Raw genomic sequence first — 16,433 nt, forward strand, 5'->3', positions numbered from 1 at the left:
ATGGAGAGATCCATGAACACCCACAGAGGCAGCTCCCCCGATCCGGCGCTGCGCAATCTGGATGCCGTGCTCCCCGATTTGGCCGACCTCTACAAGGATGTCCATTCGCACCCCGAATTATCGATGCAGGAGACGCGCACTGCGAAACTGGCGGCAGACCGGCTCAGGTCGGCGGGCTTCGAAGTGACGTCGGGCGTCGGAAAGACGGGAGTGGTCGGAATCCTTCGCAATGGCGATGGCGCGACCGTCATGCTGCGCGCCGACATGGACGCACTACCCGTTCAGGAAGCGACGGGTCTTCCTTACGCGAGCAAGGCGACCGCCACCGATCGAGACGGCAATACCGTCCCCGTGTCGCATATGTGCGGCCACGACATGCATGTCACCTGGCTGGCGGGGGCCACCAAGCTAATGGCCGATGCCAAGAGCTCCTGGCGGGGCACGCTCATGGCTGTCTTCCAGCCGGCGGAAGAGACGGCCGAAGGTGCGCAGGCCATGATCGACGACGGTCTGTTCAAGCGCTTCCCCAAGCCCGACGTTGTACTCGGTCAGCATGTCATGGTGGGACCTGCGGGTACCGTTGCCGGGCGCGCCGGCGCGATCACTTCGGCCGCGGACAGCCTGCAGATTCGCCTGTTCGGACGCGGTGCGCACGGCTCGATGCCGCAGGCCAGCATCGATCCCGTGGTCATGGCTGCCTCGACCGTGCTGCGGCTGCAGACGATCGTCTCGCGCGAAGTGGCCGCGGCCGAGGCGGCCGTGCTGACCATTGGCGTCCTGCAGGCCGGCACCAAGGAAAACGTCATTCCAGACGAGGCGATCATCAAACTCAACGTCCGGACCTTCGACGCGGGAGTGCGCACGCGCGTCCTGGCTGCGATCGAGCGGATCGCCAACGCCGAGGCAGCGGCTTCAGGAGCGCCGCGACCGCCCGAGATCACGACCCTCGACCACTACCCTCTGAACTTGAACAACCAAGAAGCCACCAGCCGGGTGGTTGACGCATTTCGGGGATACTTCGGTGCCGAGCGTGTGCGGCCAACGGGGCCGGCCCCTGCCAGCGAGGATTTCGGATCATTCGGTGCGGAGTGGCACGTGCCTTCGGTGTTCTGGTTCGTCGGCGGCACCGATCCGGATACTTATGCGAAGGCCAAGGCGGCGAACAAGATCAACGAACTTCCGGTGAACCATAGCCCGAAATTCGCGCCCGTTCTCCATCCCACGTTGGAGACCGGCGTCGAAGCGCTGGTGGTCGCGGCCCGCGCCTGGCTGCCGGCGTAGAAATGCGAGGCATCGTCTTGACTGACCGACGCACGTTCATCCTCTCGTGAGGCAGGGAAGCTGCGTCATGGACAAGCTTCCCCTCGTGCTCGACCTGACTGGAACGTTCGTCTTCGCGCTGAGCGGCGCGCTGGCGGGGACCAGGCGCGGACTCGACCTGTTCGGAGTCATGGTCTTGTCCTTTGCGGCGGGAAATTCGGGAGGCATCACCCGCGATCTTCTGATCGGCTCGGTGCCCCCGGGGCGGTCGGCGACTGGCGCTACCTCGGCGTGTCGCTGATCGCCGGTCTCGTCACCTTCTACTTCTCGTCCCTCATCGTGCGGATGTCGAATGCGGTGCTGGTGTTCGATGCGGCGGGGCTCGCGCTTTTCGCCGTCACGGGCTCGTCCAAGGCACTGTCGTTCGGGCTTAATCCGGTGATGGCGACGGTGCTTGGGATGGTCACCGGGATCGGCGGCGGTATGGTGCGCGACGTGCTGCTCGCCGAGATCCCGACCGTGCTGCGCGCAGATCTTTACGCAGTGGCGGCGCTGGCAGCGGCGGCCATCGTGGTGATCGGTCATGTGCTGTTGCTGCCGGTCGCACCCGTCGCGGTGGCGGCGCTGATTTCGTGCTTCCTGCTTCGCGTCATGGCGATCAAACGGGGCTGGCGGCTTCCGGTCGCGAAAGGGGCCGAACGAGGGGACCCCGGGATCCAGAAGGAAGACTCGAAGACCGCCGAGCGGCGCTAGGTGGCGTCCGCTGCGGAACTCACGGCCCAGCGGAGTTGAGAATGACAAAGTTGGCAGGGGGTGTCGAAGGCGGATCGATCACCATGTTGACGGTGAAGATTGGATGACGACTGAGAACTGGAGAGATCGCAATGGCCAAGACGACAGACGTAGCCGTGATCGTGGGCAGCCTGCGGAAGGGGTCGATCAATCGCATGGTCGCGAACACGCTCATGGAACTGGCGCCCGCGGAGCTGAAGCTAGGCATCGTCGAAATCGGGCAACTACAGCTTTACAATCAGGATCTCGACGACCAGCCGTCGGCCGAGTGGACGGCGTTCCGCGAACGCATCGCGGGCTGCAACGCGGTCCTGTTCGTGACGCCCGAGTACAATCGCTCCATTCCGGCTGCTCTCAAGAACGCCTTGGACGTCGGGTCCAGACCTTATGGGAAGAGCGTGTGGAACGGCAAACCCGGCGCGGTCGTTAGCGCGTCGCCGAGCGCGATAGGAGGCTTCGGCGCCAATCATCACTTGCGGCAGACGTTCGTGTTTCTGAACATCCCGGCAATGCAGCAGCCCGAAGCGTATCTCGGTCAAGCCGACAAGTTGTTCGATCAGAAAGGGAAGCTGAGCAATCCCGATACCGGGAAGTTCCTGCAGAATTTCATGAACGCCTATGCGGCGTGGGTCGCCGCCAACTCCAAATCGTAGACTCGTCGGAGGCAGCCCCTGCGGGATTCGCTCCCTTCTATTTTCCTCCTCCGGCATCACGGCCAGGTCCGTGTTGGCTGACAGTCGAACCTCGTCACCCCGACCTCGGCGAGACCATTCTCGATGAATGGTGATGGCCCTTGTGGCTGGCTTCTCCGCTGTCTTTCTCAGTCAGCTTGATGCGACTGCCTTCGATGGGGCCGCCCGAATTACCGACAGGTAGGATTCTCTGCGCCGTCGATCGCGAAGAAGCTGATGTGTCAATCGGATTGCAAATTTGACCCTCGTATTGCAAGCCGAGTGACAGGCTTCGGTCCTGGGAAGGTTCAGCCTCCGCTTCCTTGCAAGAGACTACTGCCCTTTGTAGCGAGGCGTGCGACGTTGCAAGCCAGGCGTTGAGCGCCTCGCGAAGATCGTCTGTCGGAACCATGCGCGCAAATTGCTCGCGTTCGATGGCAAGCCCTTCCGCGATGGACGCATTCAAGCCTCGAGTGCCGGCGGTGATGATGCGGGAAGCCGCAAGCGGAGAATGACGCAATATCCTTTCAGCGAGACCAAATGCCTCCGGCAACAACTGCTCATGAGGTACAATCCGGTTGACGAGTCCCATGTCGAAGGCGCGTTGCGCCGAAAACGTATCTCCCGTGAGCAGGTACTCGAGGGCTCGCTTACGACCGGCCAACCGGGGTAGGCGTTGGGTCCCGCCGAACCTCGGTGGAATCCCGATGTTGATCTCAGGCTTGGCAAACGTGGCTCGGTCACTGGCGACCGCCAGATGAACTGCTTCGGTAATTTCGCAACCGCCGCCAAATGTTGTTCCGTTGACGGCCGCGATCACTGGTTTTGGAAATGCCTCCAGGCGGGCAGTAAGGCCTTGGCCGCGGCGGACAAATGCCTTTACGGCAGCATCGGGGCCTGCTTTGACGCTCTCCGAAAATTCCGCAATGTCGGCCCCAGCCGAAAACGCGCGCCCTGCCCCCGTCAGGATGACGGCGCAGACGGTCGGGTCATCTTCGATCCGGTCGAGCAATTGCACTAGGTGGTCGATCAGGGCGTAGTTCAGCGCATTTAGTTTCTCGGGTCGTTGAGAGTCACAAGAACGACCCGCCCTTTCGTTTCACGAAGCACCAACTCTTCCATTCAAGATCCATTTCGTCGTTTGATCAGGTGCGGACTACGCCGCAAGCGCGGTCCAGCAGCCCCTGGGCCGAACCCGTCCCCCTCGGAGGGCGAAGCCCGTGCACCCCAAAAAACTGATTTGTAGGAAAGCCGCAGCCCCTCCTGCGAGAAGCACAGGTAGGGCGACCAGGCACAAAAGGTCCTCCAGCGTACAGTTCCATCGAACGACTGGCGTCGAGCAGCGTTGAACCACGCATGCGCACCCGCGGTAATGGAGCGGGCGGGAGACCCCATGAACCTGCGATCCGCCAACGGCTCTCAATCCGCAAACCGCTCGCTTCGGGATCTCGCCGCCCTCGGCCAACTCCGAGGCACACTGAGCATAGACGAAATTCGCGAATCGCTTCCGATCAACCAGATGAGCGAGGAGGAAGTCGGAAGAGCGATCGCCTATCTTGAAGACAAAGGCATTGAGGTGGTGGTAGACCCGGGCCTGCTAACCGGTTCGGCACGACCCGGAGCCGCAGCGCGGTTCGATCGATCCGCCGGCGGCCCGGTCAACACGACGGCTCCAAGAACCGATCTTTCTCCTCAGCCATCGCGCAGTCTGCCCGAACAACCAGTTCCGGTCCGATCTCGCGAGCACTCCCGGTCAGTGACGGTTGTTGTTCTGTCGGCAGGCGTAGTCGTCTGCGCTCTGGCCGCCATCCTGGTCTGGATGTTGCGGTGAGCCCGAACGCTTTCGCGCCGCTCGCTCGCACTCCGAAGCTTTTTCGCTCACGGAGAACACCAGGGTCTCGCGGCAATTTGCGCGCGAGTTGGCGATGGCGGGGCGAGTGCGCCGCCGCGCAAACCGGGTCAGTCGCCGGAGCGGGGGCGCAGCACTACGTCCGAGCGCCCGGCCATCCCTAATTTCACTGAGAGCTCGATCTGGTATCCGCGGCCGCGGTCTAGGCCCCATTCAGGGCGCGAGAGAGTCCCAGCCCAGATCAAGCTTCGCTGATCGAAAAAGACGAAGCCAGCAGCATCAGAAAAAGCGCGCGATTGGCCTGGTACGTGGCGGCCGTCCGGCTACCCTCCGAGCCCTGCATGATGGTACGACCGTCGGTCGTGCACAGATACCACCTGCACGCCCGGCGACGACTTCTCAGGCGAATGTCAAAAAGAGGTAGCTCGTGCGGCATCGAACGCGATTAAACCATGGCAGCTGCCAAGTAGTGCCGGCATCGCTACTCCGGTTCAAGCGTTCGTGAAAAAAGCTTTGAAAGCTCAGGCGATCGGATATAGCCTCTTTTGGTCGGAGCTCGCATCCTTTTGCAACGGAAGGACGCGGGCAAGCGGCCGAGGCAGCGCCGCCCCATTCAATCTTCCATGTTTTTGAACCTGAGCCGGTCGGGCGGCTTCCGCCACCCGACCGAATGCGAGCTGGCTGCAATGTCGTCGACCCCCAGCAGGATTGCGGTGTTCATCGATGGCGCCAATCTTCACGCCACCGCACGCAGCCTTGGCTTCGAGATCGACTACAAGCGTCTTTTGAACGAATTCCAGAGCCGCGGGACCTTGGTCCGCGCCCTTTACTATACCGCCTTGCTCGAGGATCAGGAATTCTCGTCCATCCGGCCGCTGCTCGATTGGCTCGATTACAACGGCTACACCGTCGTCAGCAAGCCTGCGAAGGAATTCGTCGACGCGCTCGGACGGCGCAAGCTCAAGGGCAATATGGACATCGAACTCGCGGTAGCCGCGATGGAGCTCGCGGGCGAACTGGACGAGATGGTCCTGTTTTCCGGGGACGGCGACTTCCGTTCGCTGGTCGTGGCTGTGCAGCGCCGCGGCGTTCGAGTGACCGTGGTGTCCACCACCTCCACGCAGCCGCCGATGGTCGCCGACGAGCTCCGCCGCCAGGCGGACGTATTCACCGACCTCACCGTGCTGCGAACCAAAGTCAGCCGAGACCCTCCTGAACGCCCGGCTTCCGGCGAACGCCGCAACGTCGGGGCCGGGCCGCTGCGGCGCGCCAAGGCGGCCCCGCCCGTGAAGCCGGACCAACTCATCCCTTAGTCCAACTACCTCGCCGGCGCCGCCGCGAGTCCCCCCTCAAGATGAAAAATTTTCGCTCGTCTTACCCGAGTAGAGGCATTCTAACCTTCGGGGAGCGCCCACCATCCTGACGAGGCGCCCTTTGTTGCTCGATCGGTATTAGATGGAAACGCACAGCCCTACCGTCGTGCTTGTGGTGGACGTTCAGAAGGCTTTCGACGAGTGGGAGCTCTCGGGGCTTCGTCGCAATAACCCTCAGGCCATCGATCGGATATCGGACCTTCTTCGCTTCTTCACGCGCCGTCGGTTGCCGATCGTCCACGTCCGTCACGAGGGGCCGGTGCAAATTCGCGCTTTCGAAGGGATCGCAGCGGCTTCTGCGTCAAAGAGGAGGCGCGAGAACATCCGGGCGAACCCGTAATCGTCAAAAAAGTGAACAGCGCTTTCATTGGAACGGACCTGGAGGAGCGCCTAAAGGCTTCGAACATCGGTACCATCGTGATTTGCGGCGCCACAACCAACCGCTGCGTCGAAACCGCATCCAGAATGGCCGGCAATCTCGGATTCGATGTACGTCTGGTTCGGGACGCCACCTGGAGTTTCGACAGAGTCGGACCTGACGGTGTGCTGCTCAATGCGCAAATCGATGTCACCTCGGTTCTGCTGACCGTTCAGGTCCCGACGCTGGTTCTGCACCGTGTCACCGACATCGTGGTCCCGGTCGAACTTGGCCGCCAACTGGCGACGCAAATCCCGGGCGCACGCTACATCGAATATCCCGAAGGCGACCATGGCTTCTGGACGGGCGATACCGAGACACTAGTCGGCGACATCGAGGAGTTCGTGACCGGTCATAAAGACCCGGTGAGCCGCGGGCTCGAGCGGATCCTGGCGACGCTGATGTCACCGACATCGTCGACTCGACGCGGCAGGCGGCCGAACTCGGCGATCAGCGGTGGCGGAGCCGATTGGACGAACACGACGCGCTCGCGCGCCAAACGATCGAGCGTCACCGAAGCGTGCTGGTGAAGTCGACGGGCGACGGAGTGCTGGCCACGTTCGATGGCCCATGCCGCGCTATCTGGTGCGCGCTTTCGTTCAGCAGTGCCACTCACAGATCGGACTGCCCATGCGCACGGGCCTGCACACCGGCGAGATCGAACTGCGGGGCGACGACATCGGCGGCATCGCGGTCCATGCCGCGTGCCGCGTGATGGCGCAGTCAGCGCCCGACGAAGTGCTGGTTTCACGCGTGGTCACCGATCTCGTCGCTGGAGCGGGATTGCATTTCAGCGAACGCGGATCGCATGAATTGAAGGGCCTGCCCTGCAAAAGGGATCTGTTCGCGGCAGCGCCTAATTCATCCCGTGCCGAAGCTGCTGGCGCGCAACAGAGTTTTGTTTAGTGCCAAGCAGACTTCAAGCCTCAACTTGGTGACGCCGTAATTCCCCTGCGCGAGCCTGGAATTAAGAAAGGGCCGCATTGGCGCGACCCTTGCCGGCAAATTTGCTCGGAATGAAATTGCAGCCCCGGCAAGAGCCATCCTGGCGCTATCAACAGGTTTGTGTAATCCGGAGTAACACGGTGTTCCTATACCGGAACCTGCCGCGTCCCCCTGAGTGTCGCGCTCGGCACAATGAACCTTGGCATGGCTGTGCCGACTAACCAGGTGCCGGGGTTTGCATAGTCCCCCGGGCTGGAAGCCCGCCGCCTGCACTCAATTTCGAGCAGGCGGCGCTTTTTTTGCTAACGCCTTGAGGAAAGCGGGCCCACTCGGGGCTGGATCAGTGCAGCCACCGTTCGGGTGGCGCCAGAGCCAAGTGCTTTCAAAAGCCCGGCGGAACCTTTGAGCTCCAAGAGATGACTTTATCCCATCATCAGCCAAGCCATCCCGGCGATGAGGACTAAAAACCCGGTGAGCGCCGTCACCGCGAACGCATACTCGACCCTGTCCATAACCGCCCCGCCCGCTACGCACCATCAAAATGGTGCCTTGCGCTGGGACAGCAGAACAACACATTTGTTAATCACCCGTGTTTAATTCCCCTCCGCGATTACGAAATGGCCCCAGCTCTGGGGGCGACGGGGGGATCGCGAGCTGGGGCCGGTAGCCGCCCTCGGGGAAGGGCATCGGGAAAACGTGGCAGCAACAGCAACGTTCCGATACGTGTCCTAATTTCAATCGTGAGTGTCCTCGTTAGGACCCTACGCCGTTGCTGGAGAGGGCTCGATCGAGCCGCACTGAGCCTGCTCCTGCAGAAGAACTCTTCAGACGCGGACGAGCGGTCAGGTCCCGGGGTGATAGCCTTGCTCAGATACGTCGTCCCGGATCTGCGCGCTGACCGAGCGGACCGAGCGCTTCTTCCGCCAGCTTCCGTTCAAATCAAGTGGGACGGAACGGCCACGGGGAACGACAAGCAGGTCGTTTCGCTCATTCACGTAGACATCGTACATGGAAGCGCTCATCTCAAGCGACTTAGCCCGAAGCTCCAAGCCTTTGGTGACTTGGGCGCCACAGTCCCGACAAAGCCGCTCAAGCTACCTTTTTCGCCGCCAGCTTCTGCAAGGCTAGGCGCGCCACGAGCTCCAGGGCAGTCAGCGTATGCTGACCACGCCGTGCCGCCCGAAGCAGCCGCTCCGCCACGAATTTTCGGCTTTCGTGATCGCCGCCATGGTTCGGAAGATGCCGGCAGACATCGCCGAGGACAACATCCATGTTCGCTAGTGTCCGGTCGTTAAGTTTCCTCATTGGACTGCTCGCTCGAAGACAATCAGTTCTGTTAGGACCGCACCTCGGTCTGCTCTCGTCCGGGAGATTGAGCTCACACGGCCGCAAGTTGGCGTTATCGAATGCTAAGCGGTTCGCCGGGGCTGCGCTTTGTCCCCGCTTTCCCCATTGTCCTCAAATGAGCGCCGCCATCGACGACTAGGCGCCCCTACAAGGAACCGCGCGTTGGGAGCGACAGAGGAACCCGCTACTTCGCGCGACGTTGTCGGCTTCAGGCTCGGCGAGCGCATAGATGATTTTGCGTAGGCTCATCGGTTTGGTTGTCGTGCTTGCAGTGCTCTCGGCCGGCGGCTTCGGCGTGTACGCCTGGCGTCCCGAAATTCCGGCAATTGCGCCGGCACCGCCGTCCAGCTTCGATCCGGAGCTTGTCCGGCGAGGCGCTCGGCTTGCGGCGGTCGGCAATTGCAACACCTGCCACACCAGAACGGGTGGTCCGAGTTTCGCGGGCGGACTGCGCATCCCGACCCAATTTGGGTCCATCTATACGACCAACATTACACCCGACGCGGAAACCGGGATCGGGCTGTGGTCGGAAGCGGCGTTTCAGAGGGCGATGCACGACGGAGTGGATCGCCTTGGTCGGCACCTCTATCCGGCATTCCCCTACGATCACTTCACGCACGTCACCGAAGAGGACGTCAGGGCACTTTATGCTTACTTCATGACGCGCCAGCCGGTGCACGCGACGCCACGCGCGAACGATCTCCGGTTTCCGTATAATCAGAGGATTCTTTTAGCCGGCTGGAAGCTCCTCTTCTTCCGCAAAGGTGGCTTTCAGCCGGATGAGCGACATGACGGCAGGTGGAATCGAGGGGCCTACCTTGTCGAGGGCCTTTCGCATTGCGGCGGCTGTCACACACCGCGGAATGCACTTGGAGCCGAGCGCGGCAACCATGCTTACGACGGCGGTGCGGCCGAAGGCTGGACAGCCTATGCGCTCGACGTCGACTCACCCTCCCCTGTCCCATGGGACAAGGACGCCCTCTTCGAATATCTTCGTCACGGCTGGCATGAGGCTCACGGGATCGCACGCGGCCCGATGGCACCCGTCGTCGACAACCTAAACGCTTTGGGAGATGATGACCTCTCGGCCGTCGCCATGTACATCGCAGATGTCCTCGGCACTCCCTCGCCAGAACGCGCCGAGCGGGGAAGATCCGTACTCGAACAGACAAGCGGCGAGGTCAGAAAGGGCGCAACGACAACGAGCGACAGCGCTGCGCCGAGCGAAGCGACTAAGGAGAAGCCCGAGGGGAGGCCATCTACGTCACGACCTGCGCACCATGCCACGAGAGTAGCCGGCCCCTGCCGTATGGCGGAATCAATCTGGCGAGAAGCACAGGGCCAAACGGCCCAACGGCCCGCAATCTCGTCAATGTGATCCTCTGGGGTCTACCTCCTTCAGATGGTCAACGCAGCCCGATCATGCCGGGCTTCAACAATGCGATGACAGACGACCAGGTGAGAGCGCTGCTGAGCTACGTCCGGCAGCGATTTGGCCATGGTTCGACTTGGACCAACATCGATCAGGAAATTCGCGACGCGCGAGCCGGGAAGTTCGAGCTCGGCGTTTACCCCGCACCCGCGACTGATCCGGCCTCGGGCGTGATAAGCCAAGCGGAGGTGAGATGATCAAGCTCACCGTCAACGGCCACGAGCACAAGCTCGAAACAGAACCTGACACCCCGCTGCTCTATGTTCTTCGGGATGAGCTGGCGCTGAACGGGGCGAAATTCGGGTGTGGCCTCGGCCAATGCGGCGCATGCACCGTCATGCTCGACGGAGAAGCGGTGTTTTCATGTTTGACGCCCTTGCTGCTCGCCGCCGGCAAGAACGTGACCACGGTCGAAGGGCTCGGCACTCGGGAAGCTCCAGGGCCCTTGCAGCGGGCGTTCATCGAGGAGCAGGCCGCTCAGTGCGGATATTGTATCGCCGGCATGATGATGCGAGCCCAGGCGCTGCTCGTCAAAAACTCCAAACCGACGGACGCTGAGATCCGATCTGCGATGGAGCCGAACCTTTGTCGTTGCGGCACGCACATGCGGATCTTGCGGGCGATCAAACGGGCAGCCGCGCTTATGAAATCAGCGGAGGCGGGCGCCGCCGGGAGGGCCAGACCTTGAAGGACAGCGTGATTCTTTCTCGTCGTCGTGTCCTTGCGGGGGCCGGGGCGCTGGTTGTCAGTTTCGGGGCGGCACATGCGATCGCGCAGGAAGGCAGCACGGCCCAGGATGTGCAGTCAGGCGCGCGCGTATCCCGACCTGCGCCTTTGCCGGGGAGCCTCAAGGACGCACCCCTGCTCGACAGCTGGATCCGCATCGACGGCGATGGCGGGATCACGGTGTTTACGGGCAAAGCCGAACTTGGCCAAGGCATCAAGACCGCACTTTTGCAAGTGGCCGCCGAGCAGCTGAGCGTTCCCCTGCAGGCGCTCAAACTGCAGACCGCGGATACCGCCCTCACTCCGAACGAAGGATTTACCGCAGGCAGCCATTCGATGCAGGACAGCGGCACTGCCATCATGCATGCTGCAGCACAGAGCCGGATCATCCTGGTCGGTGAAGCCGGCCGCCGGCTCGGGCTACCGCCCCACCAACTCGAGGCCAAGGACGGGTTCGTGTTGGCTGCCGATGGGCGAAAGCTCTCGTACGGCGAGCTGGTCTCCGAGGAGATTTTGCATGTCCGGGCGCAGCCGAGTTCGCCGTTGAAGGACCCGACCAGCTTCAGCGTTATGAACACCCCCGTCCGTCGGGTGGATATCACCGCAAAGGTCACGGGCGTCCCCGCCTATGTCCAGGATATGCGTCCTCCGGGCATGGTGCATGCGCGTGTCGTCCGCCCGCCGAGCTACGAGGCCCAGCTTGTATCAGTGGACTCCAAGGCAGTCGAAAAGGAGCCTGGCGTGCTTAAGGTGGTGCGGGACGGCGATTTCCTCGCGGTGGTCGCTGTCAGTGAGTACCAGGCGGTAGAAGCCATGCGACTTCTCACTGCGGCAGCCCGCTGGGACGAGAAGTCGGGGCTGCCGACGCTCTCCGACTTACCGAATGCAATTCTCTCTCTTCCGTCCCAGGACTCCGAAATACTCAGGCAAGGTCAGCCTGGAAGCAGCAGCGGTGGGCGAAAACTCGAGGCCAGATACACCAAACCGTATCACGCGCATGGCTCGATCGGACCTTCTTGTGCGATAGCTGAAGCCAGCGGCGACCAAGTGACGGTCTGGACCCACACCCAGGGCGTCTTCCCCGACCGGGATGCCATCGCCGGGATGCTGCATCTTCCGAAGGAGAACGTCCGCTGCATCCATGCCGAAGGATCCGGCTGCTACGGACACAACGGAGCTGACGATGCCGCAGGCGACGCGGCTCTCATCGCGCGTGCCTACCCCAACGTGCCGGTGCGCGTTCAATGGATGCGTGAACAAGAGCATGCGTGGGAGCCTTATGGACCGGCGATGGTGACCCATCTGGCCGCGTCCTTGGGCGATGACGGCACAATCGTAGAGTGGCAACACGAGGTCTGGAGCAACACCCACTCCATGCGGCCCGGAGGCGCGGGCGCGCTCCTGGCGGCCCAGCATATGGCGGACCGGGTCCCGGCACCGCCTCCAAAGCCGCTGCCGCTGCCGGAGGGAGGCGGAGATCGGAACGCGATCCCACTTTATAAATTCCCGAACGCGCGGGTCGTGCACCACTTCCTTCCCGCGATGCCCTTGCGGGTCTCCGCGCTTCGCGCACTCGGCGCCTACATGAACGTGTTCTCGATCGAGAGCTTCATGGACGAGCTTGCGGAAGCCGCGGGCACCGATCCCGTTCAATTTCGGCTCAAATACCTCGAGGATGAGCGCGCTCGCGGGGTGGTATCGAAAGCTGCGGAGAAGTTCGGCTGGAGCAACTTCAAAAAAACAGCCGGCCGTGGCCGCGGGTTCGGTTTCGCTCGCTACAAGAACCTGGCGGCTTATTGCGCGATCGCGGCCGAGGTCGAGGTCGATCAGGATAGCGGACGCGCCAAGCTGGTTAAGGCAGTCGCGGCCGTCGATAGCGGGCAGATCGTCAACCCCGACGGGCTGATCAATCAGGTGGAAGGCGCTATCCTGCAGTCGACGAGCTGGACCCTCTACGAGAGCGTCAGCTTCGACGACACCCGCATCACCAGCATCGACTGGGCGACCTATCCAATCATGCGGTTTGCACAGGTACCCGAGAGCATCGAGGTTCATCTGATCGACCGACCAGGACAGCCTTTTCTCGGCGCCGGCGAAACCGGCCAAGGGCCGGCCGTGGGTGCCGTCGCCAACGCCGTCGCACACGCGATCGGCAAGCGGATACGTGAGCTCCCGCTTAGCCGGGACCGGATCAGGCAAGCCTTGATCTAGTGCTGTCTCACTGGATCAAGCGGAAGGAACATCGACGCCCTCACATGCGCAGACCATTTCCCACATGCCTTGTGCGCATGCTCCTGAAGGCCGCACGCCGGCCGCCAGCTCGGAGGGACGCCGGCCTCGGAACGCCAGCAAGAACCGATTAAGGCCCTGCTAACTCTACTCGTAAACTGCCACTCCATATCTCCCCTATATGCGTTCTGTCGGGGGGACGGCCATGACTCAGGTAGAGCAAACACACGATCAATCCAATTCCCTGGACGGGTTCATTCTTCGCCTCGACCGCACCCTCTCACAATCAGGGCCAGTGTTTTGGGTAACGCTGTACGGCGTTGCGTTGATTCTCGCCATCAGTCTCGGAACGGCGTTGATAATCAACAATGTCCGTGATCGAGAGATGATCCGGAGCCAAAAAGAGCTGGAGAGTACTGTTAGGCTGTTGGTCGGTCACTTCGACAATCAACTGGAAGCCTTCGAGGCGGTACCCAAGTCGGTGGCGGATCTTATTTCGGCGACGGTCGCGACCTCAGACGAGTTTAGGTCTTTGGCTTCAACGGAGAGTTTCCATCGCCTGCTCGTAGAAAAAGTAAGCGCCAGTGCTGACTTTGCCGGCGTAAACCTATTCGACGCAGAAGGTGCATTCGTCAATTCTTCGGAAAACTGGCCCATCCCAGCTTTGAGCCTAGCCGACCGCGCGTTTTTCAAAGCATTCAAATCGGCTCAAACCGCTTCACCTCTTCTGATCCAACTTGTTGAAAGCCGACTGTCGAAGGGTTTCACGATCGTCCTTGCTCGGAGCATAGTCGGGGCCAACGGAGCCTTCCTGGGCATGGTCACCCGCAGTATCTCGCCCGAAACCTTCGAGTCCTTCTTTTCCTCGACCCTCATCCCCGATGGTTCGCTTGCCCTGGTCCACCGAGACGGCACGCTGTTGGCCCGGTATCCATCCGGGGCAACCGAGCTTGGAAGATCATTAGTAAATTCTCCGCTGCTCGCTCAAGCCGGTTCGGATGGATACGCCTCGCTTCAGGTCACGAGCCCCTTGGATGGTCAGGAGCGCCTTGCCTCCGCGAGAACCCTTCTACATTATCCACTATTCGTGGTCGCCAGCACGCCGATCTCGGCCGTGTTCGCAAACCGGGCGCAGGAGACACGTACATTCATTGGTGCAGCTGCGCTCGTGGCACTTGTCGTCGCCCTGATGCTGGCGATCATCGTCAGGTATCTAAGGGAGCAGCACCGCCGCCTGGATATTGCGGTCAGCAATATGAGCCAGGGATTGTTGCTGTACGATTCGTCGGAACGACTCGTGTTTTGCAATGACAGGTACTTGGAGATGTTCGGTCTCTCGAGGAATGTCGTCAAACCCGGGTGCAAGTTCAGGGAAGTCGTTCAGCACCACAAAGAGGTTGCTCATCTAACCGGAGACGTGGACGAATACTGCAACCAGGTGAGGCAAAGCATCCACTCTGGGCAACCCACCATCGACGAAACTCCCGATGGCCGCTGGCTCCAGGTGGCCACTCAGGCGGTCAAAGGCGGTGGCTGGGTCTCGACGGTCGAGGATGTCACGCAGCAGCGCCGCAGCGACGAACGGACTGCTCGCCTGGCGATGTTCGACACGCTCACCGACCTCCCCAATCGCGCCTTCTTTCACGATCGGCTTGCAACAGAGCTTGAGCGTTGCAGCTCGAAGGCCGGATTGGCGGTCCTGTTTGTCGATACTGATGAATTCAAGTCCATCAACGACTCTCTGGGTCATCAGGTCGGCGACGATCTACTGCGATCCATCGCACATAGCCTGCAGACTTGCCTCAGCGGGAATGAGTTCGTCGCAAGACTAGGAGGCGACGAATTCGCCGTAATCTCACCCGAGGTGGATTCTGAACAAGCTGCGATCGAGGTCGTGGAGCGCGTCTACGAAGCGATCCGTCAGCCTCATCACTGCAAATCTCATCGCATCAGAATCGATGCAAGCGTCGGAATTGCTCTTGCTCCCCATCACGGAACAACTTGCGACGAACTCCTTCAAAGCGCCGACTTGGCGATGTACGAGGCCAAGTCAATTGGACGGCGCACCTACCGGTTCTTCGACCCGTCGCTTGAAAAGAAAGCCAGGGATCGCCGTCTGTTAGAGACCGACCTGCGTTTGGCGTTGGATGAGCGAACACTGGACGTGTTTTACCAGCCTGTCGTCGATGTTCAGCGCGGCCACGTTGTGGGCTGCGAAGCGTTGGCGCGTTGGAAACACCCGACCCGTGGATTCGTGTCGCCCGCAGACTTTATTCCGATAGCAGAACAATCCGGCCTGATCGAGCAACTTGGAGGATATGTGCTCAGAAAAGCTTGCGATGAAGCGGTAAAATGGCCCGAACACATCAGAGTTGCGGTCAACGTTTCCCCGACGCAGTTCAAGGAAACCAGCTTCCCGCTCAAGGTGCTTGCAGCCTTGACCCAATCGGGACTGTCGCCTCAGCGACTTGAGCTGGAGATTACGGAAGCCGTGCTCATCAAGGATGACGAGCTCGCTCTGGCCATTTTGCACGAGCTTCGCACGATCGGCGTGCGTATTGCTCTCGATGATTTTGGGACCGGCTACTCCTCTTTGAGCTACTTGCAACGCTTCCCGTTCGACAAGATCAAGATCGATAGATCATTCATAACCGGGCTATCGGAGCAAGGGGTTCATCGATCGTGCGTGCCGTCGTCGATATCGCCGCAGAGCGCAACATGACTACGACTGCCGAAGGGGTCGAGACCCAAGCACAGAGAAGCCGACTCCGCGAGCTCAACTGCGTTGAGATGCAGGGATATCTGTTCAGCCCGGCGCGGCCGGCAGAAGATATTCTTGCGCTCCTCTCGAGCAAGGCGGCGGTTCAGCTTGCGTCTTAGCACTCGCTCCGTCGTTCCTCCCGATATCGAGGAGCCGGATCACCGTATTCACTTCGCGACAACTCGCAGCGTCCCCACTTTAGCTCCTCTTGGCTGCGCATGCGGAGCTGCCCGAGACCCTCGGCACCCCGCCCGGCCGCGGGACGCCGCAGCCGGGGAGGAGACAAAGACGTAATACGATCACTTCTGGGTGCCGGAATTCTGGCCATTCGAGGAGCCGGTATTGAGCCTGGCGCACCCGCTGCTCCGTCCGAACCCATTCCCACTGGCCCGAATTGATCCCGCCGGAGCTCATGGCCTCAAATGTAAATGCTGATCGAAAATTGACCCCCATCGGCGGCTTGGGGACCTTCAAGTCATCGATTGCATTGAACCTGATCCATTGGACCCTCACGCCGATAAGCGTCGAGACCCCGCGCCGAAACACATTTCGATATGCCGGCTGCTTACTTCCGGGTTGAGCCTTGGGAGCGGACATCAGCAGCGCCGGTCGGGAGGTCCGAGATGGGCC

At 61.3% G+C, this 16,433-nt stretch carries 13 protein-coding genes and 2 pseudogenes; 13 read left to right on the top strand and 2 right to left on the bottom strand.

Annotation, left to right across the window (positions count from 1 at the left end; all coding sequences use genetic code 11):
- The 4 genes from AB8Z38_RS13725 to AB8Z38_RS13740 all read left to right on the top strand — a co-directional run bounded on the left by AB8Z38_RS13725 (window position 1) and on the right by AB8Z38_RS13740 (window position 2,705).
- Window positions 1-1,281 carry a M20 family metallopeptidase gene (locus AB8Z38_RS13725; protein ID WP_369725671.1) on the top strand — a complete coding sequence of 427 codons (1,281 nt, stop codon included), beginning with the start codon at window positions 1-3 and terminating at the stop codon, window positions 1,279-1,281.
- A 67-nt stretch (window positions 1,282-1,348) separates the two neighbouring features.
- Window positions 1,349-1,561, top strand: a complete 213-nt coding sequence (locus AB8Z38_RS13730; protein ID WP_369725672.1) for a trimeric intracellular cation channel family protein — start codon at window positions 1,349-1,351, stop codon at window positions 1,559-1,561.
- Window positions 1,552-2,013, top strand: a complete 462-nt coding sequence (locus AB8Z38_RS13735) for a trimeric intracellular cation channel family protein (RefSeq protein ID WP_369725673.1) — start codon at window positions 1,552-1,554, stop codon at window positions 2,011-2,013. Before AB8Z38_RS13730 ends, AB8Z38_RS13735 begins: the two co-directional genes overlap by 10 nt.
- Before the next feature lie 131 nt (window positions 2,014-2,144).
- Complete coding sequence (locus AB8Z38_RS13740; RefSeq protein WP_369725674.1) at window positions 2,145-2,705, top strand: NADPH-dependent FMN reductase; 561 nt, start codon at window positions 2,145-2,147, stop codon at window positions 2,703-2,705.
- A gap of 351 nt (window positions 2,706-3,056) precedes the next feature.
- On the opposite strand, the pseudogene AB8Z38_RS13745 reads toward AB8Z38_RS13740, so the two are convergent.
- Window positions 3,057-3,845 (bottom strand): annotated as a pseudogene (locus AB8Z38_RS13745) (crotonase/enoyl-CoA hydratase family protein).
- Between the two features lie 271 nt (window positions 3,846-4,116).
- Between AB8Z38_RS13745 and AB8Z38_RS13750 the strand changes: the two are divergent.
- From AB8Z38_RS13750 to AB8Z38_RS13765, 4 genes are all read left to right on the top strand, one after another.
- Window positions 4,117-4,554 (top strand): RNA polymerase sigma factor region1.1 domain-containing protein, encoded by a 438-nt coding sequence (locus AB8Z38_RS13750; protein ID WP_369725675.1) that lies wholly within the window; start codon window positions 4,117-4,119, stop codon window positions 4,552-4,554.
- A gap of 704 nt (window positions 4,555-5,258) precedes the next feature.
- Complete coding sequence (locus tag AB8Z38_RS13755) at window positions 5,259-5,885, top strand: NYN domain-containing protein (RefSeq protein ID WP_369726490.1); 627 nt, start codon at window positions 5,259-5,261, stop codon at window positions 5,883-5,885.
- Window positions 5,886-6,137: 252 nt separating this feature from the next.
- Window positions 6,138-6,893 (top strand): isochorismatase family protein, encoded by a 756-nt coding sequence (locus AB8Z38_RS13760; protein ID WP_369726491.1) that lies wholly within the window; start codon window positions 6,138-6,140, stop codon window positions 6,891-6,893.
- Between the two features lie 40 nt (window positions 6,894-6,933).
- Window positions 6,934-7,269, top strand: a complete 336-nt coding sequence (locus AB8Z38_RS13765) for a hypothetical protein (RefSeq protein ID WP_369725676.1) — start codon at window positions 6,934-6,936, stop codon at window positions 7,267-7,269.
- A 1,128-nt stretch (window positions 7,270-8,397) separates the two neighbouring features.
- On the opposite strand, the gene AB8Z38_RS13770 is transcribed toward AB8Z38_RS13765, so the two are convergent.
- On the bottom strand, window positions 8,398-8,580 hold the full coding sequence (locus AB8Z38_RS13770) for a hypothetical protein (RefSeq protein ID WP_369725677.1): 183 nt from the start codon (window positions 8,578-8,580) through the stop codon (window positions 8,398-8,400).
- 304 nt (window positions 8,581-8,884) lie between these two features.
- Between AB8Z38_RS13770 and AB8Z38_RS13775 the strand changes: the two genes are divergently transcribed.
- The 5 genes and pseudogenes from AB8Z38_RS13775 (at window position 8,885) to AB8Z38_RS13795 (ending at window position 15,922) form a co-directional block, all read left to right on the top strand.
- Window positions 8,885-10,033 (top strand): cytochrome c, encoded by a 1,149-nt coding sequence (locus AB8Z38_RS13775; protein ID WP_369725678.1) that lies wholly within the window; start codon window positions 8,885-8,887, stop codon window positions 10,031-10,033.
- Window positions 9,958-10,284, top strand: coding sequence for a cytochrome c (locus AB8Z38_RS13780; protein WP_369726492.1), 327 nt, complete (start codon window positions 9,958-9,960; stop codon window positions 10,282-10,284). Before AB8Z38_RS13775 ends, AB8Z38_RS13780 begins: the two co-directional genes overlap by 76 nt.
- Complete coding sequence (locus AB8Z38_RS13785) at window positions 10,281-10,775, top strand: (2Fe-2S)-binding protein (RefSeq protein WP_369725679.1); 495 nt, start codon at window positions 10,281-10,283, stop codon at window positions 10,773-10,775. Before AB8Z38_RS13780 ends, AB8Z38_RS13785 begins: the two co-directional genes overlap by 4 nt.
- A complete protein-coding gene (locus tag AB8Z38_RS13790) occupies window positions 10,772-13,024 on the top strand; it encodes a molybdopterin cofactor-binding domain-containing protein (RefSeq protein WP_369725680.1) in 2,253 nt (750 codons plus the stop codon). The genes AB8Z38_RS13785 and AB8Z38_RS13790 overlap by 4 nt, the downstream gene beginning before the upstream one ends.
- Window positions 13,025-13,427: 403 nt before the next feature.
- Window positions 13,428-15,922 (top strand): annotated as a pseudogene (locus tag AB8Z38_RS13795) (EAL domain-containing protein).
- Window positions 15,923-16,433 lie beyond the last annotated feature (511 nt).

Source organism: Bradyrhizobium sp. LLZ17, assembly GCF_041200145.1.
Lineage (GTDB): Bacteria > Pseudomonadota > Alphaproteobacteria > Rhizobiales > Xanthobacteraceae > Bradyrhizobium.